This window comes from Micromonospora sp. DT233, from assembly GCF_049841815.1.
Taxonomy (GTDB): Bacteria; Actinomycetota; Actinomycetes; order Mycobacteriales; family Micromonosporaceae; genus Micromonospora.
Genome location: NZ_JBNCLB010000004.1, coordinates 129,604 through 155,027, shown reverse-complemented (window position 1 = coordinate 155,027; position 25,424 = coordinate 129,604). Strand labels below are relative to the sequence as shown.

Below are 25,424 nucleotides of genomic sequence, written 5' to 3'. Positions count from 1 at the left end.
GAAACGTTAAAGAGATAGGCGATTAGCGAGCATTACGTCATATGCCTCAAGGATGAGACGCTTGGTGCGGTATTCACCGTGGACGACCTCGTCCTTTTGGCGCACGACCTTGAAGGTGTCCATGATGTAGTCCACGTCGTGGCGGTCGATTCCGTAGAGGTGGAAATAGGCAGCGTCCAGCTCGGAGCGGAGCAGTTCGCGCCGTGCCGGGTCCCAGCGGAACGGCGGCCCGTCGTAGCCGAGATCGCGAGCATAGGGTACGAGGTCCTGGGCAGTGTATGTCAGCTCCAGAACCCGCTTCGTAACCCACTCCCCCAGCATCCCGCCATCCCTAACCCACGGAGTCGGATGGGAGTAGCAATCGGGCGGGAGCACCGGAAGCTGCTTAGCCGTGTAGTATTTTAAGTGGGTTCCGGATGCCTTCTGCCGGACCACAAAATCAAGCACGAAGGCACTGAGATTGGCTTGAAGAGCAGCGGAGACGGTCGTCGGCATCGCAAGCAAATAGGTGTCCCCAACCGCTGCACGAGGGACAATAGTCGAGATGAGGGTTCGTTCATCGACGCTGCGACAGATGTCACGCCAGCCAAGCAGCCAACCACGCTGCCATGATCGGCCAGCCAGCCGTCCATCCACCTCGGACTCCGCTATCCAGTAACGCGGTGTCGGCAAACAGTTCGAATCAGCGTGTGCGGCCTTGTCGAGGCGCGGCAAGGTCCCCTTGTTGAGCTGTTCTTGCGTCGCACCCTCATAGGTGGAGTACCGGTGATCGAAATGATGAATCAGCTTCGCCTCATACAACGGAAGCATCCGCTCGTCACCCCGAACGAAGGCGTTGCCGTCGAGCCGCCAGCCTTGGTCCAACAGCTCCTCTGAACTGTGGAAGAGGCCGGAGTCGTTGGCCATGTGGAACATCGCCATGAAGGACAACCCCCAGGGATTGCCATCGGACGCACCCTCTCGCCAAAGCACCGGCACCCGGCGGTAGATGCCGAGCGTTATTTCGGCGTCACGCCGGGAGAGAAACACCGGGCAGGTGCCGGTGTTCGGGTTAAGCAGCGTGATTTCTTGGGGCGTGAGCGAGTAGGCGCGCGCAGCGATCTGGTTCGCCTGGCGCGCTCGAAACACCAGCGACACGCGCTCGATCCTCCGTTCCCGACCACCGAGCGCGAACAGCGCAAACCTGAACTGATTATGAACGCCCGGGAAGACCTTGTCCTCGTTCTCGAAGTCGTAGAGCGACACCAGGCTCTTCGTGGTAACCAGGTCCTTGAAGAAGTCCTGGGTGGTGGCGTCGGTGGCGATGCCGGTGGGGACGATGATGCCGAGTTGGCCGCGCGGGTGCAGGACCACCCGGGCCGTCTCGGTGAAGACCGAGTAGGTGTTGATGTCGCCCTTGCCGGTCAGCGGGTAGCGCCCGGACGACCGGAGCAGGTGGCTGAAGGCGTCCGCCTCGTGCAGGGCGTCGGTCCACTCCGCGTACAGCGTCTTCTTGGCTGGCTCGTCGCTCTCGGCGAGGGCGGCGATGGCCTTCTTGCGGGCGGCGGCGTTCTTCGCCCCGGCGATCTCCGGGTCGCGGGAGGCGAAAAACTCTTGCTCCTGGAGCTTGACCCGCTCCCACGGCGGGTTACCCAGGATGCAGGAGAAGCCGCCCTTCCAGCCCGTCGCCTCGTCCACCGGGCCGTACGTGGGGACCTGGAAGATGTGCGGGAACTCGATGTGCCAGTGGAAAAAGCGGTACTGCTGGCTCAACTCCTCCACCAGGGACTCTGCCCGGTGCGTCTCCAGGGTCATTTCCCTCTTGGCCAGCCGCTCCAGCATCTCCTGGGTGATCGCGATGACCCGGGTCTCCTGCGTCTTCGGCTGCACGAAGGCAGCGCACCAGGCGTCGGCTATCAACTTGGCCGGCTTGCGGTCCTGTTCCAGCGCCTTCGCCCGCCTGGCCTGCACGTGCACGTCGGCGAGCGAGGTGGGAGGCTTCGCGTACACGATCTCCTTGGCCTCGTTCGCGAGCGCCGTGTTGGCGACGTCGAAGCCCGAGATGTGGAACAGGGTGTCCTGGCCGCCCAACTCCTCGGCGTTCTGCCTCTTCAGTGCGGTGGCGACCTTCTTGTCGTCGCCGGTGAGGGCGGTGAAGGCGGCATCCGGGATGCCCTGCTTCAGCAGCTTGGGGGTGACGCCGAGCAGGGAGTTGCCGACCCGGATGTTGGCGTCGAGGTAGCCAAGCGGTCGGCCCGGCTCCATCGCCTCCAGCCAGAGCGACACCTTGGCCAGTTCGGCGGCCATCTCGTTGACGTCCACGCCGTAGATGCAGCGGGCCACCACCCGGCGCATCGCCGACTTGACCGCCTTCGGCGCGGGCTCCAGCTCGTCGGTCTCCTCGGCGGCCACCCGCTTGGCGATGCGGCGGGCCGCCGCGATGAGGAAGTGCCCCGACCCACAGGCCGGGTCGCAGACGGTCAGGTCGAGCAGCGCGTCGACGCGCTCCTTCGGGGTGGGCAGCGCGGTCGCCTCGTCCAGTAGCGGGTCGAGCGCCGAGTCGAGCAGGCACTCCACCAGCGAGGACGGGGTGTAGTAGGAGCCGGTGGTCTTGCGCTCGTTGCCGGCGAGCTTCTCGGCGTGGAAGCGGCGGGCCGGGGCGTCCCAACGGGGGCGCAGCTCCAGCAGCGACTCGTAGACGCTGCCCAGCTCCTCCGCGCCAAGGTGCTGGAAGTCGACCCGCTGCCGGCCGGCGCCCCTGCGCGCGGGCAGCACCGCCAGGGCCTCGACGGCGCGCAGCAGCGCGGTGTTGCTCAGGCTGGCCTCGGCGATCGGCCCGTCCAGCGGGCCGGGCTCGTAGAGGCCGCCGATGCCGGGCAGGCCCAGCGTCTCGTTGCCGGCCTCCTCACCCAGGAACCGGAAGACCAGCCGTGCCGCCTCCCACAGGTCGCCGTGGCCGGAGTGCCGGCGGCGCAGCGCCAGATCGCGCAGCCGACGGGCCGAGAAGAACGCGTCGTAGCGTTGCCGCGCCTGCGGGGTGGCCGCCGGGTCGAGCAGGGCGTTGCGGTCCTCGGCGACGAACCAGAACAGCAGCCGGTAGACCAGGCGCAGCAGGGAGCGCTTGTAGTCCTCCAGCGACAGGGTGACCTCGATGCCCGCCCGCAGGGCCGCGTTGTCGGGGTGGTCGAGGAAGCCGGTGCCGAGGATTTCCAGGGCCGCCTCCACCCCGTCGCGGAGCTGCGCCAGTGCCCGTTCGCCCTGCTTGGCTCCCTCCGTACGCCAGGCTTCCAGCAGGCAGGACGACGGCCCGGCCGCCGCGTCGCGGACGGCGAGCCGGCTGGCGTGCGCCATCCGGTAGAGCAGCACGAAGTCCGGGAAAAGGTCACCCTCGAAGATCGTCTCCAGGTCGAATTCGAGGTACGCGACGCCGACCAGGCTGGTCGAGTCGCGCAGCAGGCGCAGCCGCTGCCCGTTGGCGACGATGCCCCACTGGTGCTGCTCGGCACGGTTGAGCAGTTGCTGCATCAGCGAGTGCGGCGCCGCGGCGGCCGCGCCGCGCATCCCCGGCGTCCGCCGGTCCAGGTCCGTGCCCCAACCGAGCAGATGCATCGGCACGGCCCCGAGGCGGTGGCTGACCGGGAACGGCTTCTCGTCCACGATGATGCCGCCCGGCAGCGACTCGATGCCGTCGTAGCCCAGCTCGCGCAGCAGGATCAGCAGCCAGCGCTCCCGGGTCAGCCGGGCCGGGGCAGTGTCGCCGGCCCGCCCTCGCTGCCGCTTGAAGTCCCGCCACTGCTCTTGGAGGTAGGCGTAGGAACGGTTGGCGTAGCGGCGCACCGACTCGCCGGACTGAAGACCGTAGCTGGAGGGATCCGCGCCGGGCAGCTCGGCGGCACCGTCGCCGATCCGCTGCACCAGGCCGGCGGGGAGTAGCCCGCCCTCGACCCGCACGGCGGGGTAGGTCACGGCGGTCATGCGGTCGCCTCCGGGAGGTAGACGTAGACGCCGAGCACGTCGGCGGGCTTCTGGGCGGTGACGGTGACCTGTCGGCGGACCCGCTGACCGGCCGCCTCCCGCACCCGGATGTGCGCGCCACGCAGCGCCTCGGCGAGGCCGTCGGCGGTCGTGTCGAGGTGCGGCACGACGGCGTTCAGCTTGCCGACCACCCGCTCCAGCAACGGGGCGGCGGCCTCGGGCAGCACGTTGCCGGTCGGGGTCGCCTTCAGCAGCGTGGCCACCTCCTCCTCAGGCAGCCACTCGGCGGCCGTCGGGGCACCACGAAACGCCAGGAGCCGGGCCTCCTCGGCGACGATCCGGCGGGGCTCGGCGGTCGCGGCCCGGGTGGGCAGGGTGAGGTGCAGCCGGAACCGCACCAGCAGCAGGGTGGTCCGCTTGGCCACGGCAGCCGTCCGCATCACCCCGGCCCGGCGGGCGGGCCGCTGGTCGGATGGAACCGTCCGGTCCAGCGCGCTCTCCAGCAGGTAGCGGGCCAGCGCCGCGACGTACGGGTCGGTGCGGTCCAGGTGGGCGGCGCGGGCCGGGGTGGGCAGCTCCCGGCGCAGCGCGAGGATGGCCGGATAGCCGGCCGGGAAGGCGTCCCGAAGCGACAGCGGCAGGTGGCCCGTGGTGGCGTCGAAGCCGTCGCCGTTCGGGACGACGTCCGCGCCGAGTGCGGCGAAGCCGGCCCGGGCGAACTCGGCGACCTCTTCCGGCGAGCCGAGGCTGGCCCGGATCTCGGCCAGCTCCGGCTTGACTTCTTCAAGCTGGGCTGCGATGGCGCGTTGGGCGTACTTGGTGCGGGACTCCTTCTCCCGGGCCGCCGCGCTGTCCCACTCCTTGTGCAACTCCTCGCGGTGCGCCACGCCCAGCCCCTCGATGGTGAGCTGCTCCGGTGCGTCCGGGGCGATCAGCAGCTCCTGCGCGATGGCTTGCAACACGTCGTCGCTGCGGTCCGGCACCGGCACCGAGACGCCGAGCGCCTTGCGAATCTGCTCGTGCTTGCGCAGCAGGACCTTCAGCACGATCTCGTCGATCCGGTTGTCCCTGCCGTAGATCATCACGGCGCGGACCTTCGGCGCGCGCTGGCCGAACCGGTCGACGCGGCCCTCCCGCTGCTCGTGCCGGGTCGGGTTCCAGGCGAGGTCGTAGTGCACCACCGCCTGGAAGTGCGCCTGGAGGTTGACCCCCTCCGAGAGGCAGTCGGTGGCGACCAGCACAGGGCGACGCTTCGGGTCGGCGGTCAATTCCTTGATCCGCTCCATGCGCTCCTCCGGCGGCAGCACCCCGGTCACGCAGCCGACCGTGAACGCCTTGCCGAGCGCGGCGGTCAGCCGTTCCGCGACGTACTCGGCGGTGTCGATGTAGCGGCAGAAGACGACCGGGTTGAACCCGTCGCCGAGCAGCGCCTTGACCTCCCTGACCAGCAGGTCGCTCTTCGCGTCGCCCTTGGCGGCGAGCGCCTCGGCGCGGCGGGCGAAGGCGAGCAACCTGCGCCGCTCCGGGCTGCCCGAGACCTCGATCTCGGCACCGGGCACCAGGTCGATCGACTCCTGGGTCTCGTCGTCCGGCAGGTCCAGCACGGCGGCCCGGCCCAGCGCGTCGGCCTCGGCCGCGTCGGTGGCGTCGGCGTTCGCCGCCCGGGTACGCAGCGTCGCGGCGGCGGCCTGCGGCGAGGACGCCAGCGCTCGCAGCAGCGCCAGCGCCGACCAGTAGCGCACCCGCTGGCGCACCTGGCCGCCGATCGGGTCCCGCACAGTCTGCCGGGCGTAGGCGACCACGTCGTCGAAGAGGGCGCGGTAGTGGTCGGTCAGGCGGTAGGCGCTCTCGGTCGAATCCCGGTCCTCCGGGAACGGGGTGTCCTCCAGGAAACGGCGGATGTCCACCCGACGACGCTGCACGAAGTGCCGGGCCAGCAGCTCCCGCCCCTCGACCCGGTCCAGGTCGACGGTCTCCAGGCGCGGGTCGAGCAGGCCGACCAGGTTGCGGAAGCCGGCGTCCTTGCCGCTGTGCGGGGTCGCGGTGACCAGGATCAGGTGCCGGTCGGCGCGGGCGGCCAGCCTGCGGACCAGCTCGTGGCGGAGCATCCGCGACTTGCCGCCGGAGTTGCTGTCGTCCAGGACGCAGGAGTGCGCCTCGTCGACGATCACCAGGTCGGGGGCCCCGCGTAGGAACTGGTCGCGCAGCTCGGGCCGCTTGATGTAGTCGGTGGAGACCACCACATGCCGGTACCGGTCGAAGATGGACTGCGCGCCGACCAGGTCGCGCTCCAACCGGCGTACGGTGCCGGGCAACACCAGCTCGGCGGCGATACCGAACTTCTCGGCCAACTCCCGCTGCCACTGCTCGGCCAGGGCAGGGCTACACAACACCGCCAGCCCGTCCGCGTCGCCCTGGGCCAGCAGCTCGGCGGCAATCAACCCGGACTCGACGGTCTTGCCGATGCCCACGTCATCGGCGATGAGCAGCCGGACGGTGTCCTGCCGCAGCGCCATCAGCAGCGGCACGAGCTGGTAGGGCCGGGGCTCGACGGCCAGCCCGCCGAGGGACCGGAACGGCCCGCCGGTGGAGCGGAAACCGATGCGCAGCGCGGTGCGCAGCAGCGCGGCCCGGCTGGCGTTGCCGGCGTCCGACGGGTCGGGGTAAGCAAAGGTTGCCGACGCGACCTCCTCCAGGTCCGGCAGGACGGCGGCCCGCTCGTCGTCCGAACCACCGAGCGGGCGCAGCACCAGCAGGTCGGCCTCCGACTCCGGCAGCACCACCCACTCCCGGCCTCGCGCCCTGACCAGCGTGCCCGGCTCGAACCGCTGTGCGGTCACCGTCATCAGTTGCTCCCTGTCCTGTGCTGACCGAACACGCTCGGATACCGGTCCACGGCCTGTTGCCACTGCCCCGCCGTCACCCGGATCGGCGTCCAACCCGCATCGATGAGGCTCTCTTCGGCGTCATCGTCCCGGCCCTCGCCGTAGGGTTCGCCAGGCACGTCAACGAACACGGCCGCCTTGTGCTCCCGGTAGACGAGGTCGGGCGTCGCCTCGGCCAACTGTTCGCGCCCGCCGTCCGGGAGCCGGTAGCCGGCCTGCTTCAGCCACTCCAGGAATTCCGCCGCCGGCCCGGTCGCCCCCAGCCCGTCTGTGGCGGAGCGGGCGGGACTGGTGTTGGTCGTCGTGGCCCCGGCCAGCTCCAGCAGCACGTCGACGACGAGGTGCCGGTCGACCAGCTTGTGGAACGGCTGATTGGAGTACGACAGCAGGCAGTCGTAGCAGCCCTGGACGCACCGGTCGTCGCCGTCCACCACATCCTGCGGCGCCTCGTCGCCTGTCTCCGGGTCGAAGTGCGCGATCTCCAACGCCTTCGCCGCCACCCGGCTGATCGCATCGGATTCCTCGACGAGGCGACGAAGCACGCCGGCGCCGCCCTCGGCGCTTTCGATGAACAGCATCCGCCCCTGGTCGTCGAGGTCGGGCAACAGCTCTCCGGTGAGTTCCGAGTCCTCCAGCTGGAAGGTCGCCTCGATGCCCCGTTCCACGGCATAGAGCAGCGAGATGGCCTGCTCGCGGGTGGCCTTGCGGGTCAGCCGCAACACCAGGATGTTGCGCCGGTCCTCGACGTAGGGAATCACCCGCTGCTTGCGCTTGGTCTCCTCGGCGGCCCCGACGTCCTCCTCGTCGCTGGTCTTGTCGGCCGCCTTGGATTCCGAGAGCCACTCCCCGCTGGTGGTGTCCAGGAAGAAGCCGCGTTTCTTCCTGTCCTTGCGCCGGGTGAGCCCCAGGTTGGCCCGCCGCACGGTGGCGGCGTCGCCGTAGACCAGGGTCGCCGCCGCCGGCCCGCCCTGCGGCGCGACCGTCGCGGTGAGCTTGCCCTGCCGCCCACCGTGGTGATGGAAGCGGTACGACGTCTCGATCTCGAAGCCGGCCCGCCGCCGTTCCTCCTCGTCTGAGGAGATCCGCTCTCGCCGCTGGGTCCGCACGGTGTAGAGCCGCAACAAATTCTCGTCGATCGCGCCGAGCCGCTCACCGCAGCTGTCACAGACGTCGATTCCCGCGACATCGTCGTGCAGGTGCCCACAGGCACGGCAGCGCCGGGCGGACGTGGTGAGAAGGTTGTCCTTGCCCGGCTCCGCCGCCTGCTGCAACTGCACGCCGCGCACCATGTAGCGCGCACCCTCGTGATAGATCAGCGACTGCGGGCCGAACTCGCTGATGCCGATGAACCGTGGCCGGTGGATGTAGTCCCCCTGCCGCTGCCCGTTGAGCCCGGGGATGTACGCGGCCAACGGAAGACGGGGGAAGGAGTAGCCCGGCAGGAAGCCCTCGAAGGCGAGGTAGCGATAGGTGTAGAAGTCCGTCTGCGGCTCGTCGGAGTCCTCGTTGCGGAGCAGGTCGAGCTGCACCCGAGCGTCGTTGGCGCGGCGGTGCGCCTCCTCACGGGCCCTGTGCGAGACGTTCGTGTCGACCGCCCGGCGGCCCTGCACCTCGTACTCCCGGAACGCGGCGCGGTAGAGCTTGCGCCACCGGCCCAGGGCGTCCTCGAAGCTGCGGGGTGCCTGGTCGATCATCTCCGCCAGCCAGGTGGGACGCCACCAGGGCGCGTCTGCCAGTTCTCCGGCCACGTCCCCCGCGAGCGCTGCCTCGGCCCTGGCCAGCGCCCGGCGGCGGGCATCCGGATCCTCGATCGACCTCTTCAGCTTCGGCAGCAGCTCCAACGACGGGTTCTCCCCGCCGGTCTCCATCACGGCCGCGAGTGAGCTGGGCAACTCCTCGCCGGTCTCGGCCAGCCAGATGGCCTGGAGGTGGGAACGGACCAGGTCCTCGTTGGCCAGGTCGAGGCGGGGCGGCTGCACGGTGCCGCCGACCATGAGCGTGGGCCGCTTGAAGTAGTACTGGTCGTGCGCACTGCCGGTGGAGCAGTAGGTGACCACCAGCGCGGGCTGCCCGGAACGGCCGGCCCGACCGGCGCGCTGGGCGTAGTTGGCCGGAGTCGGCGGCACGTTGCGCAACGCCACTGCGTTGAGCGCATTGATGTCGACACCCAGTTCCATCGTCGGCGAGCAGAACAGCAGCGGCAGGTCACCCTCGCGGAACTCGCGCTCCCGCTCCTGCCGGACCTGCGGGGTCACCTGAGCGGTGTGCTCCTTCGCCTGCAGGCCGGCGAGCAGGTGCGAGGTGTCCCGGTAGAGATCCCGAAAGAATGTGTTGACCCGGGCGCCGACCTCACCGGAGAGCTGCTTGCGGACCCGGTCCTCCGCACCCGCCTTGCCGTCGCCGGCCTGCCACAGCAGCGCGTCGGAGCGGAGCCGGTAGCCGCCGATCAGGTCATCGCCCTCGCCAGGTTCGGCCTGAATCACCAGGCCGGCCTCGGTGAGCACCGCCAGCAGATCGCGGATGATGTCCTGGGCGTCGGCGACAGTGCACGGCTGCCCGGGCGAGTCGTACTGCTGCTTGAGGTATTTGCCCAGCGCACCGCGCCCAGACAGATGCAGATGGGAACGGGGACGACCCTTTCCGCTGGGTTTGGGGAAGGCGATCGCGGCGACCGTGGCCCGCTCCCGCAAACTGAGCGCCCACGGCTCGGCCAGGTGCTGCGCCGACAGCCGGCGGATCTCGTCGAAGCCCTCCCCGGTGAGGCACCGTACGTCGATGGCCAGATTGCGGCGCATCTCGTCGAGCAGGGTCGCCGCGATTTCGTACCGGTGCTCCGGGTTGTCGTCGCGCAGGAGGTGGTGGCTGCGCTCCCAGATTTCCTGGTCCGCTGCGATCTCGTCCAGATAGCGGTAGCCCATGCGGAGCAGGCCCGTCTGCTCGAGATTGGGCATGGTCACCCGCCAGCCGCGTTCCAGATCGAGGTAGAGCCGGTAGCTAACCACCTCGCGCAGGGCCCGCCAGATTTCCTCCTTGCCGTAGCGGACCTCCGGCCGGCGGGCGAACTCGGTCAGCGGCAACCCGAGCGCCTCGGTGACCCGCTGGGCCACCCGCTCGTGGGTGAGGCCGTCGGGACTCTTCTCGGCCGCCCGGTACAGGGCACCCCGGAGCTGGACCACCTGCACGAAGTCGTTGAAGTGGCCGGCCTGGAGGGAGGCGTCCTGGCGGTTGTCGACGAACGACAGCAGTTTGCGCGCCGGCTTGTCGAGCGTCGGATCGGCGCGGAGCGCCCGCACGATGCTCGCTCCGACCACCGAGAGCGCCGAGCTCCGCCCTTCGGTGGAGAGCTTGGCCAACTGGGCGAAGTCCTTGCCCCGCTGACGCTCATACGAGACCCGGCAGCGCAGGCAAAAGCGGAAGGGTGCGGCGACCCAGGCGGCGGTGATCCCCTCCCCCGGCTCGACCTCGAAGCCCTCGGCGTCGACGTGCACCACCTCGGGGAGGTACTTACGCTTCTCCTCGGCCGGGACGGTGCTGCCGTCGTCGGCGAGCACCGTCCACGAGTACGGCAACCGACCGTCCTGCACCGCGATCTCGAGACTGGCGGGCCAGGGCTGGTCGTCGCTGAGATAGAGGTAGCCGCCGTCCTCGCTGGTGTCCGAGTCCTGCCGCGCCTCGAAGCCGTTCACCGACCGGCGAACCGTCAGGTACTCCTGCCCACACTCCCGGCAGAACGCCAACGGCACGAGGATCTTCCGCTCAGTGGGGCCACTGTCCGGTGAAACGGTTTGATAACGGCTCGTGATGTGCCGCCGGGCCGGTGACTCGACGGTGACATAGACGTTGTCGCCCTTGGAGAGAAACTGGTGCAGCCGAAACGCGAAGACCGGCCGTCCCGTCTCCGGGTGCGTGATGCTGGCACCGGCCTGGAGCACGGCCTGGATAGCCGCCTGGCAGTCGCTGACCGGTTCGTCCGTCAGCCCGGTCAGGTTCTCCGCAGCCTCCGGGACGGTACGCGGGACCCGCCGGCGGACCGGCCGGCCGGTCTCCTGCGCCGGCTCGACGCCGAACGCGCTCTCCACCCAGTGGGCCAACGGGTCCCTACGGAAATCCTCAGGACCGGGTTCGTGGCCGCCCCGGCACCAGAGCCGCACCCGCTGCGCGAGCCCTTCAGCGCCCGGCTCGACAACCGTCGTGACGCGGTGCAGCGTTTCGCCGATGACGTGTTCCGGCCACACCGGCTGGCCGAACAGGCGGGTCGCCACGTCAGCCACCACCTGTCGCTGACGCGCGGCGTCGCCATCGGTGGTCATGGTGGCCGAGGTCCCGACGCATTGCAGGTGTCTCGCCTGACAGGCATCCCTCGTCCGGCGCACGAGGAACGCCACGTCGGCACCCTGGCGGCCTCGATAGGTGTGCAGCTCGTCCAGGACCAGGAACCACAGGCCGCTGGCGGCCCTGATCAGGCGCTCACGTTCCCGGTGCCGGGTCAGCACCAGTTCGAGCATCACGTAGTTGGTGAGCAGAATGTCCGGCGGATCGCTGAGGATCCGACGTCGGGCTTCCCGGCTCTCCTGACCGGTGTAGCGGTCGAACGTCACCAACGGCTTCTCGTTCGGAAAGCCCCAGCAGAGAAACTTTTCCAGCTCGTGCAGCTGACTGTTGGCCAACGCGTTCATCGGGTAGACGATGATCGCCTTGACGCCGGGCTGATACGTCCCATCCGTCTTGGCCCGTAGGACCCGGTCGACGATCGGCACGATGTAGGACAGGCTCTTGCCCGAGCCCGTGCCCGTGGTCAACACATAGCTGTGGCCGTCACGGGCGATCGCGATGGCGTCACGCTGGTGCTGATGCAGCCGCAGCGGCTGATCGCCCGGGGTGGCCTCGTTCTCCTTGATACGAAAGATGCGCTCGCTGTCCGGATGCAGCAGGCCCTCGGCCACCAGTTTGTCGACGGTCCCGCCGGAGGCGAAGTTCGGGTTGAGCGAGAGGTAGGGTGCCGGCCACTGATAGCCGGAGGCAGCCAGCCGTTCGACATGTTCCCGGACTTTCGGGTCGCGAGGGTCGACGAAGCTCGACGTGAACTCCTTGTAGTCCCCGATGAGTCGGTCCCGCACATCGAAGACGTCCATTTGTACTCCTCACACCCCACCGCTGCAGGACTGATTCAATCATTTCCCCGCGGCAACTGAGCCCTCGGCGACGCCTTCAACCCCCACTTGATCTCAGTGGCTGATCAACACTCGCTGAACGGACAGCAGTCAACCCGCCCTGCCGTCGGACACGAAGTCGGAAACCCGACTCCTGCGCGGTCTCACTCGGACTGGGCGGCCAGTTCCCGGGCGCGGTCGCGGGCAGCTTCCAGCGCCGCGAGCATCGCCGCGCGTACGCCGTGGTTCTCCAGCTCGCGCACGGCGGAGATGGTGGTGCCGGCGGGCGAGGTGACCGCCTCGCGCAGCTTCACAGGGTGCTCGCCGGAGTCGCGCAGCATCACCGCCGAGCCGATCGCCGTCTGCACGATCAGGTCGTGGGCGACCTGGCGGGGCAGGCCGAGCAGGATGCCGGCGTCGACCATCGCCTCGACCAGGAGATAGAAGTACGCGGGGCCGGAGCCGGAGAGCGCGGTCACGGCGTCCTGCTGGGACTCGGGGACGCGCAGGGTGACGCCGAGGGGCTTGAACATCTCCTCGGCCAGGGCCAGGTGCTCGCCGGTGGCGTGCGCGCCGGCCGAGATCGCGCTCATCGCCTCGTCGACCAGGGCGGGGGTGTTGGTCATCACCCGGACCACGGGGGTGCCCTCGGGCAGCCGCCGGTTGAAGAACCCGGTCGACAGGCCGGCGCAGAGCGAGACGACCAGCTTGTCGGCCGGCACCTTCGGCCCGATCTCGTCGAGCAGGGCGGCGGCGTCCTGCGGCTTGACGGCGATGGCCAGCACCGCCGCCTCGGCCACGGCGGTCAGGTTGTCGACCACCCGGACGCCGTAGCGGGTACTCAGCTCCTCGGCCCGGCTGGGCCGGCGCGCGGTGGCCAGCAGCCGCTCCGCCGGCCACCCGGAGCGCAGCAGCCCGGAGAGGACCAGCTCGCCGATCTTGCCGGCCCCGATCACCGCCACGGTGTGCACGTCGACGGCCATGGCCGTACCCCCTCGTGTCTTCTCCAGGGGGTCGTCGTCGCGCGGGGCGACCGCCCGCCGGGGCCGCCCTGGACGGCCCCCGGCGGGAGCCCGGCGGCGCGTGCGGCGGGGCCCGGTCGGACCGGGTCGCCGCACGCGCCGGGCGGGCTCAGCTACCGAAGAAGACCTCGGCCTCTTCGTACCGCTCGATCGGCACGGTCTTCAGCTCGGCCGTGGCCTCGGCCAGCGGCACCCGGACGATGTCCGTGCTCTGCATGGCGACCATCTTGCCCCAGTCACCCTCGTGCGCGGCGTCGATGGCCTGCAGGCCGAGCCGGGTGGCGAGCACCCGGTCGAAGGCGGTCGGGGTGCCACCGCGCTGGATGTGACCCAGCACGACGGTGCGCGCCTCCTTGCCGGTCTTCGCCTCCAGCTGCTCGGCGAGCCACTGGCCGATGCCGCCGAGGCGGACGTGGCCGAAGGAGTCGAGCTCCTGGTTGTGCACGACCATCTGGCCGTCGAGCGGCTGGGCGCCCTCGGCGACGACGACGATCGGGGCGTACTGGTGCTGGAAGCGCTTCTCGACGTACCCGGCGACCTGCTCGACGTCGAACTGCCGCTCCGGCAGCAGGATGACGTTCGCGCCACCGGCGAGGCCGGCGTGCAGGGCGATCCAGCCGGCGTGGCGGCCCATCACCTCGACGACCAGGGTGCGGTGGTGGCTCTCGGCGGTGGTGTGCAGCCGGTCGATCGCCTCCATGGCGATGTTGACGGCGGTGTCGAAGCCGAAGGTGTAGTCGGTGGCGCCGAGGTCGTTGTCGATGGTCTTCGGCACGCCGATCACGTGGACGCCCAGCTCGTGCAGCTTGGTGGCGACGCCGAGGGTGTCCTCGCCGCCGATCGCGATGAGCGCGTCCACGCCCTGCGCGGCGAGGTTCTCCTTGATCCGCTCGACGCCGTTCTCGATCTTGAACGGGTTGGTGCGGGACGAGCCGAGGATGGTGCCGCCGCGCGGCAGGATGCCCCGCACGTCGGAGATCTCGAGGGGCTTCGACAGACCCTCGAGCGGGCCCTTCCAGCCGTCCCGGAAGCCCACGAACTCGTGACCGTAGGTGGCGACGCCCTTGCGGACCACCGCCCGGATTACCGCGTTGAGACCCGGGCAGTCGCCGCCGCCGGTGAGCACGCCGATACGCATGATCTGCTCATCCTCCTGGGGAGCACAGGTGAAGCCCGATTTTGCCCCAGGATATGTGTCAAATCAGACCATCGGCACCGTTGCCGGCCCGGGGCGGGCCGTCACTGCAGACTGTAGCGGCCACGCCCCCGCGCCGACCGCGCGCCCCGGGACGACGGCGACGCCGCGCTCAGAAGGTCACCGCGCCGTTCTCCCCCGCCTGCGGTGGTTTCCCGGTGGCCGCCGCCCGGGCCAGGCCCAGCAGATTGACCATGGTGCCGCTCGGCGCGTCCCAGTACCGCGCCGCGCCCGCGTGCACCTTGATCAGGGTCAGCCCGCCGGTCTCCGGCCCGTCCGGGAACCAGGCCTTCAGCGCCGGGTTCCAGAGCCGCTCGGCGCGGGCCCGGTCGTAGCTCTCCTGGGCGGTGCCGCTGAGCGAGACCCAGGAGTGGTCGCGCTGGTCGGAGAAGGACACGTCGACCTCCGGGTTCACCCGGAGCTGGCGGACCTTCGCCGAGTGGGCGTAGGCGAAGAACCACAGGTCGCCGTCGAACTGCGCCGCCTGCACAGCCATCGGCCGGCTCACCAGCCGCCCGTCCACCCCGATCGTGGTCAGCATGCAGATCCGGGCCGCGCGGACCAGCTCGGTGACCCGTCGTCGGGCGTCGGCGGCGCTGGTCGGCTCGCTGGTCGGCTCGCTGGTCATGGTCGTACCCCCTTGTCTGGACGTCGACCCCGACCTCGGTGCCCCCGACAGACCCGACCAAACCTGGAGGAGCCGGAAAGTCAGCGGGCCGTCATCGCCCGCCAGCGGGCGAGGTTGTGCCGGGCGTCGACCAGCGCGTCGTGCCGGGCGGCGCCCGCGTCGGGCAGGGGCGGGCGGCCCCGGTCGTCCCAGAGCTGCCGAAGGTCCTTCGTGAACCGGGGGATCTCCCGGGGCAGCGCCGTCATCGACCCCCAGAGCTGGGCCAGCACCACGTGGTCGTACGCCGCGTACCAGGCCCAGAGCTCCAGCTGCTCGCCCGGCCGGCCCCGGATCGGCTCCACGAGGAACTCGTAGAGGTCGTCGCGGATGCGCTCGCGCGACCGCCAGGCCCGGTCGGCCGGCGAGGGCAGCTTGTCCAGCACGTTGCGGCGCACCCAGGGCACGGCCCGGGAGTCGTCGAACTCGGTGGAGACGGCGTAGAACTCGCGGCCGTTCTCGTCGACGACGCCGATCGACACCAGGTCGATGGTGCGGCCGTCCTCGATGAACTCGGAGTCGTAGAAATAGCGGTAGACCATCCGGACCATCCTCGCCCATCCGCGCCACCGCCCGCCGGCCGGGTCGCGAACCCGACGCCGACGCGCTGCGCCGCAGCTCGGGAGTGTCACGGAAGTGTTTCCAGGGGTGTACAGCAAGCGACTGGGCCGTCATGATCTGATGTGTACCGCCGCCGGACGCCGAACCGGTTCAGACCTCGCACCGGGGTTGTCAGGTTCACCCGGGCAGCGAGTTGTGGTCCTTTACCGGGGAGGGGTTGGGCCGTGGAGATGCGCCTGCCGGAGCCGGGTGACGCGCTCACGGGCGTCGACATGTTCGCCGGCCTCGAGCCGGAGGTGCGCCAGCGGGTGATCGCCGCGGCGGTGCCCCGGACGTACCGCAAGGGCCAGTTGCTCTTCGTCGAGAACGACCCGGGTGAGTCGCTGATCGTGCTGCGCCGGGGCGCGGTGGCCGTGTTCCGCACCGCGCCGACCGGCGAACGGGCGGTGCTGTCGGTGATCCGCCCGCCGGACGTGCTCGGCGAGGTCTCCCTGCTCGACGCCTCCACCCGCTCGGCCTCGGCGGAGGCGATCGAGGACTGCGCGGCCCTGGCGCTGTCCCGCCCCGCCTTCATGGAGCTGGTCCACTCCAACCCGCGCATCCTCGACGCGGTGATGCGCTCGCTCGGCGGGCTGATCCGCCGGCTGACCGAGCAGAACGCCGACCACGTCTTCCTGGACCTGCCCGGCCGGGTCGCCAAGACGCTGGTCCGCCTGGCCGGCGAGAGCCAGGCCCCGATGATCACCATCGAGCTCAACCAGAGTCAGCTAGCGGAGATGGCCGGTGGCTCCCGGCAGAGCGTCAACCAGGCGATCGGCTCCTTCGCCAGCCGGGGTTGGCTGCGCACCGAGGGCCGCCGGATCGTGGTCACCGACGTGGCGGCGCTGCGCCGGCGGGCCGGCATGAACGACCGCTGAACCACCCCTCGGCGGCGACGGGCTCGACTGCCCGCCGGCTCCTGCGCCCGTCGTTCACTTGGTCGGCTCGTCCGCGGGCGGGGCGGTCGGGCCCGGCCCGATCTTCTTCGGGTCGGTCTCCGTCGTCGTGGTCGTGTCGTCCCTGCCCGAGCCCGTGCCCTGGCCGTCCGGCGCCTCAACCACGCCCCGCTCCTCCAGTGCGGCGAGAGTGACGGCATCGACCTCCACCGTTTCGCCCGGGGCCCGTACGGTCCCCTGCGGGTCGGTCCAGAGGGCGGACAGTCGTACGTGCACAACACTCTCCTGACGGTCACGTCCTGAGTGGAAGGATAGTCTCGCCCGATCGCCCCGAGCATTCCGTCGGCGTATCGGGTAGCCGACGCGACAGCGGCGCGTGATACTGGTGCGACCTTGCGTTACGGAGCTGACCATCGATCTGAAATGTGGAAACTGCTCGCGCGAAGCCGGTCCGGACGACCGCTTCTGCGGCGGGTGCGGGCAGGCACTGACCCGCAGGTGCGGCCGCTGCGGGCAGCCCAACGGCCCGGCGGCCAACTTCTGCACCAGCTGCGGCAATCCGCTGCGCGACCGGCCGGTGCTGACCCAGGAGGACCGCCGCCAGGTCAGCGTCCTCTTCGTCGACATCGTCGACTTCACCACGTACGCCGAGCAGGCCGACCCGGAGCAGGCGCGCAGCCTCCAACAGGGCTACTTCGCCACCGTGCGGCGGCTGGTGCACCAGTACGGCGGGGTGGTCGAGAAGTACATCGGCGACGCCGTGATGGCGCTCTTCGGCGCGCCGGTGGCCACCGACAACGACGCGCTGCGCTGCGTGCGGGCGGGGCTGGAGCTGCAACGGCACCTGGCCCGCCAGCCCACCGGCCCGCCGCTCGGCTTCCGGGTCGGCATCGCCAGCGGCGAGGCGCTGGTCGACCTCTCCGCCGCCCGCGACGGCGGTCAGGGGTTCGTCACCGGCGACGTGGTCAACACCGCCTCCCGGTTGCAGTCCCTGGCGCCCACCGGCGGGGTGGTCGTCGACGAGCGCACCTGGGCGGCCACCCGACACGACATGGAGTACGCCGACCTGCCCGCCGTGACGCTGCGCGGCCGGTCGACGGTCAGCCGGATCTGGCTGGCCGTGCGGGCGCTGCCCCAGCGGGACCTGAGCACCGCCGAGGTGACCCCGATGGTCGACCGGGAACACGAGCGGGGCCTGCTGGTCAACGCCCTGCACCGCACGGTCGCCGAGCGCACCGCCCAACTGGTCACCGTCTTCGGCCCGGCCGGGGTGGGCAAGAGTCGGCTGCTGCGCAACCTGGCCCGGCACGCGGCCAGCCTGCCCGGGCCGCCGGTCACCTGGCTCGTCGGCCAGTGCCCGCCGTTCGGCGAGAACGTCACCTACGCCGCGCTCGCCGACGTCGTGAAGGCGTGGGCCGGGGTGCGGGACGTCGACGACCCGGCGGCGCTCGCCGACCGGCTGCGGCGACGCCTCGCCGAACTGGCCAACCCGCATGCCGTACGGCTGGTCGACCCGCTCGGCCCGCTGCTCGGCCTCCCCGGCGAGCGGCTGATCCCGGGCGAGACCGAGGCGGCCTGGCGGCAGTTCCTGCTGGCCCTGGCCGCGACGGGGCCCACCGTGCTGGTCTTCGAGGACATGCACTGGGCCGACCAGTCGATGCTGGCCTTCGTCGAGCAGCTCGGCGCGGCGGCGCGCGACGTGCCGCTGCTGATCGTCGCCACCGCCCGGCCGGAGCTGCGGGAACGGCACCCGGCCTGGACGGGGACCATCAGCGGGACCATGTCGATCTCGGTCCCGCCGATGCACAACTCCGACATCGACACCCTCTACTCGCTGCTGCTCGGGCAGAAGGCGCTGCCCCCCGCCGCCCGGGACCCGCTGATCGAGTTCGCCGACGGCAACCCCCTCTACGCCCAGGAGTACGCCCGGATGCTGCTCGACGGGGGGCTGTTCGACGCGTCCGGGCGGACGGACCCGGCCGCCGTGCGGGAGATGCCACGCACCGTGCAGGCGGTCATCGCCAACCGGCTCGACCTGCTCGACCCGGCCGACCGGGTGGTGCTCCAGGTCGCCGCCGTGGTGGGCGTGCAGTTCTGGCCGGCGGCGGTCGCCGCCGCGCTGGACCGCCCCCGGGACTGGGTCGAGCGGGCGCTGGGCCGGCTGCACCGCCGGGACCTGGTGCACGAGCAGCCCGGCTCCACGATGCCCGGCCAGTCGGAATACCGGTTCCGGCACATCCTGGTGCGCGAGGTGTGCTACCAGCGGCTGCCCCGGGCCGAGCGGGTGCTGCGCCACCAGCGCACGGCGGACTGGTTGGAGCAGGTCACCGGAGACCGGCGGCAGGACCTCGTCGAGGTGTTGGCCAACCACCGCTGGGCGGCGCACGAGATCGCCCGGACGATCGGCCTGGACACCGCCCCCTACGCCCCGCCGGCGCGGGCCGCCCTGCACCGCGCGGCCCGCCGGGCGTACGGGCTGCATGCGCTGGACACCGCCGCGACCCTGGTGGCGCGGGCGCTGGCCCTGCCCGGCGGCCCCGACCCGGCGCTGGAGCTGCTGGACGCCGAGTTGGCGTTCTTCCGCGACGGGGACGCGTTCCTGGTCGGCGGCGGGGCGCAGCGGCTGACCCGGCTGGCCGAGGACGGGGACTCCGCCGGGGCGGCCCGCGCCTGGACGCTGCTGGCCACCGCCGCCTGGCGGCGGGCGGACCGGGCCGAGACGCTGCGCTGTCTGGACCGGGCGATCCGGATCTACGCCGACCTGCCCGACACCGAGGAGAAGGTGAGCGCCCTGCTGGAACTGGCCCGGGTGCACATGCTCAACGGGGAGACCGGGCCGGCCTGCGCGGCGGCCCGGTCGGCCGCCGAGCTGGCCGAGCGGCTCCAACTGGCCGAGGCCACCGCGAGCGCCCGGATCACCCTGGCGGTGGCCCGCTACCTCTCCGGGGTGCACGAGGCGTACGCGGAGCTGGTCGAGGTCACCGAGCACTGCCGCACGGATCGGCTGGCCAACCGCCGCCGCGCCATGCACAACCTGGCCTGGGCGTTGCAGGAGGAGGGTGACCTGGCCGGCTCGGCCCGGCTGGTGGAGGAGCAGCGTTCGCTGGACCTGGGCAGCGAGCACAGCGTCACGACGAGCTTCGAGGACCAGTGGGCCACGTCGTACTACGCCGGGGACTGGGACTCGGCGGCCGACCTGGTGGCCGAGTCGACCCGCCGGCCCACCGCCGAGTGGGACCTGCACATCGTGGCGGTCTCCGGGTGGCTCCGGGCGCTGCGCGACGAGCCGGAGCCGGCCGCCACCGCCGACCCGGCCAGCGCCATCGCCGACGACGGCGAGGACGGGGGCGACCAGGTTCAGCGGGCGGTGGCGGCGGCCCGGCGCTCGGGCTTCCACCGGGTGCTCCGCTCGACGCTGGCCCACGCCGCGCTCTGCCGGGCGGTGCAGGGGCACGAGGCCGAGGCGGTGCGGCTCCTGGCCGAGCTGGAGGAGGACTGGCGGCGCACCCGGATGATCCCGTTCGCCGAGTGGGTTCCCGCGATCGGGCACCTCGCGGTGGTGCTGGGCGGGGACGCCGCCGAGCGGGTCCGGGAGCTGCTGACCCGTGCTCCCCGGATGACTCCCTGGGCGGCCGCCGCCCGGCAGGCCGCGCAGGGCGCGCTCGCCCGCGCGGCGGGCGAGCGCCGTACCGCCGCTGAGCTGCTGCGGTCGGCGGCCGAGCAGTACCGCCGGATGGGCGACGCCACCGACGAGGTGATCGCCCTCGCGCTCGCGGTGCCCACCCTGGGTGAGGTGGACCCGGCGGGCGCGGCCGAGGCGCTGGCCCAGGTACGGCGGTTCGCCGCCCGTAACCACGCCCCGGGGCTGCTGCGGCTCGCCCGGGCCGAGCCGGGTGCCGGTGCCGCGCGGCCCTGAGCCTGGGACCTTTACCGTCAACTGTGCTCTTTGAGCGTAATGTCAGTTTTGGCGCGTCAGCGGGCCTGGCGAAGGTCGGTTCGGCGAAGGAGAGGGGCCACCCGGCCGGCCGCCGGGGATGATGTACTTCATCAGCCAGCACGGCACGGGTGTCCGTCCGCGAGGACCGCTCCGACACCGCATTCCGGGCCGCCGGCCCCTCGCCGGCGGGCCCCGCGCACCTGCGGGGAGACCGTCGGCGGGCGGAACGGTCGGCCCGGAAGCGTACGAACCGGGAGCGGCACGCCACAACGCACTCCCGCAACGGGCCCCCGACGTGTCACGATTCAGGGCACGGCGTGCGGGGCGCCGGGGCGAGAGCACCGCGAGGTGCGCCGAGGGAGGATGTCGGGTGTCAGCGGGTGGTGCCCGCCGAGGACGGCGGGACAACGGGCTCGACGCCAGCGAGTACGCCATCGCCGGCGACGTGGATCCACGCGTCGGTGAGCACCTGCTCGACGTGCTGGCCGCCGGTGGCATCGCGGCGTACCTCCAGCCGTCGGCCGACCTGAATCCCGTCACCCGCACCACCACCGTGCCGTCCCGGCCGGTCGATCGGCTCTACGTCGACCGGTCGCACCTGATGACGGCGCGTGACTACCTCACCCAGCTCGCCGAGGAGACCCCCGCCGAGCCGGCCCGCCACGAGCCGGACGTGGACGCCGAGTGGGCCCGCATCGTGGCCGGCTTCCACACCGCCCCGGCCGCCGGGGCGGCCCCCTGGCCCGCGGCGGAGGACGTCGACGACACCCCGGGCGAGCCGGCCGCGGGCGCGCCGGGCCGGGCCGGCGCGGACGAGGGCGTCACCGCCACCGACGTGCGCCGACTGCCCTGGGCCGCCGACGTCTCCGGCGTCTCCGTGGGCCCGGGGCGGCAGGACGAGCCGTCGCTGCTCGACGGGCTGGACACCTTCGGCGCGGACCTGCCCGACGACGCGGACGAGGAGCGCTACACCCCGCCGCCGCCCCCGCCGCTGCCCCGCTTCTCGAAGTACGCGGTGGCCGGGGTGCTGGCCATCGTCGTCGGCTTCGTGCTCTTCCTGGAGCCGTCGCTGATCCCGGTGGATCCCTCGGTGGTCACCCTCTTCGGCTTCACCGGGATCCTGGCCGGCTTCGTGACGCTGATCTGGCGGCTGCGCCCCGGCGACTCCGACGACGACGACCCGGACAACGGCGCCCGGGTCTGACCCGCCCCGCACGGCTCGCCCCCCACCGCCCGCCCGAACTGCGGGACACGACCCGCCCACGCGCCCGGCGTAACAGTGGTGTAACTTACTGTCAGTAGGAATACCGATGTACGTCACTTCCCCCACTGACTGCCCGGTTGTTCCCCGCTCGCGGCGGTCGGTCTCTGCTGATCGGAATGCCCGAGATGCGACAGAGTTCCCTCGTGGTGGTGGCCAACCGGCTTCCCATCGACGACAGTGTGGCGCCCGACGGCGCCTGTGAGTGGCGACGCAGCCCCGGTGGGCTGGTGAGCGCCCTGCACCCACTCCTGCGACACACCCCGGCCACCTGGGTCGGCTGGGCGGGCGGCACCGGGCCGGCGCCGGCCCTGCCCGACGTCGACCGGGTGCGGATGCGCTCGGTGGCGCTGAGTGCCGAAGACCTCCGCGACCACTACGAGGGCTTCGCCAACGCGACCCTCTGGCCGCTGTACCACGACGCGGTCGAGCAGCCGGAGTACCACCGCCGCTGGTGGGAGGCGTACCAGCGGGTCAACCAGCGCTTCGCCGAGGCCACCGCCGAGGTGGCCGATCCGGGGGCGGTGGTCTGGGTGCAGGACTACCACCTGCAACTGGTGCCGGGCCTGCTCCGCGAGCTCCGCCCCGACCTGCGGATCGGCTTCTTCCTGCACGTGCCGTTCCCGCCGCCGGAGCTGTTCATGCAGCTCCCCCGCCGGGCCGAGCTGCTGCGCGGGATGCTGGGCGCCGACCTGATCGGCTTCCAGCGCGCCCAGGCCGCGCACAACTTCGCCCAGCTCGCGACCAAGGTGCTGGGGATGCCGGCGACCGACCGGGAGATCACCATGCCCGACCGGGAGGTCCGGATCGGGGCGTTCCCGGTCGCGATCGACACGGCCGAGATGGCCGCGCTGGCGGGTCGCCCCGACGTGGCCGCCCGCGCCGCGCGGCTGCGCCACGACCTCGGCGATCCCGAGCACGTCATCCTCAGCGTCGACCGGATGGACTACACCAAGGGCATCGAGCAACGGCTCAAGGCCTACAGCGAGCTGCTGGCCAGCGGGCACGTCAAGGTGCGCGACACGGTGCTGGTGCAGGTGGCCGTTCCGAGCCGGGAGCGCGTCGGCCAGTACCAGATCCTCCGCGAGCGGGTCGAGCGCGAGGTGGGGCGGATCAACGGCGAGTTCGGCCGGGTCGGCGAGCCTGCCATCCACTACCTCACCCAGCCGTTCGACCGGGCTGAGGTGGCCGCGCTCTACCGGGTGGCCGACGTGATGGCGGTGACCCCGCTGCGCGACGGGATGAACCTGGTCGCCAAGGAGTACGTGGCGGCGCGGGTCGACGACAACGGGGTGCTGCTGCTCAGCGAGTTCGCCGGGGCGGCGGCGGAGCTGCCGCAGGCGTACCTGGTCAACCCGCACGACCTGGAGGGGCTCAAGCAGGAGCTGCTGACCGCGCTGCACGCCGACCCGGCGGACGTCACCGCCCGGATGCGGGCGATGCGCGAGCACCTGCGCCACAACGACATCCACGCCTGGGCGCGCTCCTACCTCAGCGCCCTCGACGACGGCTCGCTGCTCAACCGCCTCGCCGCCGCCGGCTGACCCGAGGGCCAAGCCGCCGGCCGCCGTGGGACGGCTCAGGCCGGCTGGTGGTCCTTCTCCAGCCAGTCCAGGATCGCGTCGATCGGCTCCCGCCAGCGGGTGTCGAGCATCAGGTCGTGGCCCATCCCGGGGAAGAGCAGCGGCGCGCCGCCGTGCCGCCGGGCGGCCCGGGTCAGCGCGGCCGGCGAGACCACCCGGTCGTCGGGGCTGCCCAGCACCAGCACCGGCGGGGCGCCCACGGCGGGCTCCGGGTCGCGGTGGGTCAGCAGCTGCCACTGTGCGCGCCGCCCGGCCCGGCCGAGCCGGGCGGTGTGCCGGCGGGCGTCGGCGTCGGGCAGCTCCCGGCTGAACAACTGCCGACGGTTCAGCCGCAGGCCGCCGCCGACCAGGGCGGGCAGGGTGCCGACGGGGTTGCGGCGCAGCGCCGCCCCGAGGGTGCCCCACTCGCCGAGGACCGGGGCCACCAGCACCGCCGCCCGAGCCGGGTAGCGGGCCAGGGCGTGGCGCACCACCAGCGCCCCCGCGCCGTGCCCCACCAGCACCGCCTGGCGCGGCAGGCCCGCCGCCACCTGCGTCACGTCATGGGTGTACGCCCGCAGCGTCGCCTCCGGCGCCGGCCCGCTGCCGCCGTGCCCGCGCAGGCTCAGCGCGTACGCCGGGAAGCCGCGCTGCGCGGCGTGCTCCAGCCAGTGCTCGGCGAACGCCCACGCGCCGTGCCCGAAGCCGGGCACGAAGAGCAGCGGCGGACGGCCCAGCTCCGGCTCCGGGTGCGCGCTGAGCACCTCGCGGCGCACCGCGCGGACCGGGTGGGCCCACTCCCGGCCCCGCATGATCCGCACCCGCTCGCCCTGGGTCACTTCTCCTCCAGCTCGTGCATGGCGCGCTGGACGGCGCGCAGGTAGTCGGCGTGGGCGACCTCGAACCAGTGCCGGCTGCTGTCGGTGACCCGGCCGACGTAGCGCTCCCCGGCCCCGGCCGTGACCCGCTGGGCGAACTCGGCGGCCCGGTCGGGGCGGGTCAGCCGCAGCGCCAGCAGCCGGGCGAAGAGCACGCTCTGCCAGTGCGACAGGGGGAAGAGCCCCGAGTCGGGCTGGACCAGGCCGACGACGGCGAGGGTCGGGTGACCGGGGGCGAAGGCGTTGAGCCAGAGCCGGGGCCGGCCGTCGACGGCGCCGAGCACCGCCGGGTCGAGGAACTCGAAGCGGGGCAGGTATCCGGTGGCGAAGACGACCAGCTCCGGGTCGATCTGGCGACCGTCGGTGAGCTCCACCGACTTGGCGTGGAACCGGGCCACCTCCGGCGTCGGGGCGACCCGGCCGTGACCGACGTAGTAGACGAGCTGGCTGTTGGCGATGGGGTGGGTCTCGTAGACCCGGTGGTCGGGCTTGGGCAGGCCGAAGCGGGTCAGGTCGCCCACGGTCAGCCGCAGCGTCCAGTGGTAGAGCCACTGCCGCACCCGCAACGGCACCCGCAGCGCGATCAGGGCGTCGTTGACCTGGTCGGCGGGGCGGCCGAGGACGTACTTCGGGGCGTACCAGTAGCCGCGGCGGGTGGAGTGCCAGCAGTGCGCCGCCTGCTGGGCCGCCTCGACGGCGATGTCGCAGCCGGTGTTGCCGGCGCCGACCACCAGCACCCGCTTGCCGCGCAGCTGCGCCGGGTCCTTGTAGGACGAGGCGTGCATGAGCTCGCCCCGGAACTCCTCCAGCCCCTCGTAGCGGGGCAGCTTCGGCGACCAGTTGTGGCCGTTGGCCACGACCACGGCCGCGTACCGGGAGGTGCGCTCCGGGCCGTAGCCGCCGGTGCTGCGGGTGGTGACGTCCCAGCGGTCGCCGGCGACCGGCTGGACCCGGACCACCTCGGTGCCGAACCAGATGTGCTGGCGCAGGTCGAAGTGGTCGGCGTAGCGCTCGAAGTAGGACAGCAGCTGGCTGTGGTGCGGGTAGTCCGGCCAGTCGTCCGGCATCGGGAAGTCGGGGAACTGGGTGAACGGCCGCGACGAGATCAGGTGGGTGCTGGCGTACACCGGGCTGCGGTCGTGCCGCCAGTTCCACGCGCCGCCGACGCCGGTCTCCCGTTCGTAGCAGTCGACGCCGAAGCCGTGTTCCTTGAGGTTCTTCAGGGCGGCCAGGCCGCTGGCCCCCGCCCCGATGACGCAGACGGTCTCGCCCCGGTCGGAGACCGCGCGCGGCGGCTCGGTCGGGACGGGCGCCGTCGCGTCCGGCTCGGGGCGGCCGGGATCGGTGGAGGGGGGCACCGGATTCTCCTTTGTGCGGCACGAGTGCCGGTCGGTGCGAAATCCTTCCGGTAACCCGACCG

At 71.8% G+C, this 25,424-nt stretch carries 14 protein-coding genes; 4 read left to right on the top strand and 10 right to left on the bottom strand.

What is annotated here, in order from left to right; genetic code table 11:
* Window positions 1-6: 6 nt before the first annotated feature.
* The 7 genes from ACLQ2V_RS11840 to ACLQ2V_RS11810 form a co-directional block, all read right to left on the bottom strand.
* Window positions 7-3,954 carry an Eco57I restriction-modification methylase domain-containing protein gene (locus ACLQ2V_RS11840; protein WP_425718476.1) on the bottom strand — a complete coding sequence of 1,316 codons (3,948 nt, stop codon included), beginning with the start codon at window positions 3,952-3,954 and terminating at the stop codon, window positions 7-9.
* Window positions 3,951-6,800 carry a helicase-related protein gene (locus ACLQ2V_RS11835; protein ID WP_425718475.1) on the bottom strand — a complete coding sequence of 950 codons (2,850 nt, stop codon included), beginning with the start codon at window positions 6,798-6,800 and terminating at the stop codon, window positions 3,951-3,953. The genes ACLQ2V_RS11840 and ACLQ2V_RS11835 overlap by 4 nt, the downstream gene beginning before the upstream one ends.
* Window positions 6,800-11,971: a DEAD/DEAH box helicase gene (locus ACLQ2V_RS11830; protein WP_425718474.1), complete on the bottom strand. Its 5,172-nt coding sequence runs from the start codon at window positions 11,969-11,971 to the stop codon at window positions 6,800-6,802. Before ACLQ2V_RS11830 ends, ACLQ2V_RS11835 begins: the two co-directional genes overlap by 1 nt.
* Window positions 11,972-12,153: 182 nt before the next feature.
* Complete coding sequence (gene proC, locus ACLQ2V_RS11825) at window positions 12,154-12,972, bottom strand: pyrroline-5-carboxylate reductase (protein WP_425718473.1); 819 nt, start codon at window positions 12,970-12,972, stop codon at window positions 12,154-12,156.
* A 148-nt stretch (window positions 12,973-13,120) separates the two neighbouring features.
* Window positions 13,121-14,149, bottom strand: coding sequence for a 6-phosphofructokinase (locus ACLQ2V_RS11820; RefSeq protein WP_425718472.1), 1,029 nt, complete (start codon window positions 14,147-14,149; stop codon window positions 13,121-13,123).
* Between the two features lie 169 nt (window positions 14,150-14,318).
* Complete coding sequence (locus ACLQ2V_RS11815) at window positions 14,319-14,834, bottom strand: pyridoxamine 5'-phosphate oxidase family protein (protein WP_425718471.1); 516 nt, start codon at window positions 14,832-14,834, stop codon at window positions 14,319-14,321.
* Between the two features lie 80 nt (window positions 14,835-14,914).
* The gene (locus ACLQ2V_RS11810) at window positions 14,915-15,412 is read right to left on the bottom strand and encodes a polyadenylate-specific 3'-exoribonuclease AS (RefSeq protein WP_425718470.1); all 498 of its coding nucleotides are present in this window, start codon (window positions 15,410-15,412) and stop codon (window positions 14,915-14,917) included.
* Between the two features lie 243 nt (window positions 15,413-15,655).
* Here ACLQ2V_RS11810 and ACLQ2V_RS11805 point away from each other — a divergent pair, with 243 nt between their 5' ends.
* Window positions 15,656-16,348, top strand: coding sequence for a Crp/Fnr family transcriptional regulator (locus ACLQ2V_RS11805; RefSeq protein ID WP_425718469.1), 693 nt, complete (start codon window positions 15,656-15,658; stop codon window positions 16,346-16,348).
* Between the two features lie 54 nt (window positions 16,349-16,402).
* Here the strand turns inward: ACLQ2V_RS11805 and ACLQ2V_RS11800 are convergent, their stop codons facing one another.
* The gene (locus tag ACLQ2V_RS11800) at window positions 16,403-16,531 is read right to left on the bottom strand and encodes a hypothetical protein (RefSeq protein WP_425718468.1); all 129 of its coding nucleotides are present in this window, start codon (window positions 16,529-16,531) and stop codon (window positions 16,403-16,405) included.
* Window positions 16,532-16,751: 220 nt separating this feature from the next.
* Between ACLQ2V_RS11800 and ACLQ2V_RS11795 the strand changes: the two genes are divergently transcribed.
* From ACLQ2V_RS11795 to ACLQ2V_RS11785, 3 genes are all read left to right on the top strand, one after another.
* Entirely contained in the window at window positions 16,752-20,282 is a 3,531-nt protein-coding gene (locus tag ACLQ2V_RS11795; RefSeq protein ID WP_425718467.1) for an ATP-binding protein, read from the top strand.
* Between the two features lie 391 nt (window positions 20,283-20,673).
* Entirely contained in the window at window positions 20,674-21,507 is an 834-nt protein-coding gene (locus ACLQ2V_RS11790; RefSeq protein ID WP_425718466.1) for a DUF308 domain-containing protein, read from the top strand.
* A gap of 185 nt (window positions 21,508-21,692) precedes the next feature.
* Window positions 21,693-23,108, top strand: a complete 1,416-nt coding sequence (locus ACLQ2V_RS11785; protein WP_425718465.1) for an alpha,alpha-trehalose-phosphate synthase (UDP-forming) — start codon at window positions 21,693-21,695, stop codon at window positions 23,106-23,108.
* Between the two features lie 35 nt (window positions 23,109-23,143).
* On the opposite strand, the gene ACLQ2V_RS11780 is transcribed toward ACLQ2V_RS11785, so the two are convergent.
* Together ACLQ2V_RS11780 and ACLQ2V_RS11775 are read right to left on the bottom strand one after the other, a co-directional pair.
* A complete protein-coding gene (locus tag ACLQ2V_RS11780) occupies window positions 23,144-23,938 on the bottom strand; it encodes an alpha/beta hydrolase (protein WP_425718824.1) in 795 nt (264 codons plus the stop codon).
* 23 nt (window positions 23,939-23,961) lie between these two features.
* Window positions 23,962-25,362 carry a flavin-containing monooxygenase gene (locus ACLQ2V_RS11775; RefSeq protein ID WP_425718464.1) on the bottom strand — a complete coding sequence of 467 codons (1,401 nt, stop codon included), beginning with the start codon at window positions 25,360-25,362 and terminating at the stop codon, window positions 23,962-23,964.
* Window positions 25,363-25,424 lie beyond the last annotated feature (62 nt).

Excerpts from the sequence above, each read along its gene's own strand:
- ACLQ2V_RS11840 (WP_425718476.1), bottom strand. The coding sequence starts at position 3,954 with ATGACCGCCGTGACCTACCCCGCCGTGCGGGTCGAGGGCGGGCTACTC.
- ACLQ2V_RS11835 (WP_425718475.1), bottom strand. The coding sequence starts at position 6,800 with ATGACGGTGACCGCACAGCGGTTCGAGCCGGGCACGCTGGTCAGGGCG.
- ACLQ2V_RS11830 (WP_425718474.1), bottom strand. The coding sequence starts at position 11,971 with ATGGACGTCTTCGATGTGCGGGACCGACTCATCGGGGACTACAAGGAG.
- proC (WP_425718473.1), bottom strand. The coding sequence starts at position 12,972 with ATGGCCGTCGACGTGCACACCGTGGCGGTGATCGGGGCCGGCAAGATC.
- ACLQ2V_RS11820 (WP_425718472.1), bottom strand. The coding sequence starts at position 14,149 with ATGCGTATCGGCGTGCTCACCGGCGGCGGCGACTGCCCGGGTCTCAAC.
- ACLQ2V_RS11815 (WP_425718471.1), bottom strand. The coding sequence starts at position 14,834 with ATGACCAGCGAGCCGACCAGCGAGCCGACCAGCGCCGCCGACGCCCGA.
- ACLQ2V_RS11810 (WP_425718470.1), bottom strand. The coding sequence starts at position 15,412 with ATGGTCTACCGCTATTTCTACGACTCCGAGTTCATCGAGGACGGCCGC.
- ACLQ2V_RS11785 (WP_425718465.1), top strand. The coding sequence starts at position 21,693 with ATGCGACAGAGTTCCCTCGTGGTGGTGGCCAACCGGCTTCCCATCGAC.
- ACLQ2V_RS11780 (WP_425718824.1), bottom strand. The coding sequence starts at position 23,938 with ATGCGGGGCCGGGAGTGGGCCCACCCGGTCCGCGCGGTGCGCCGCGAG.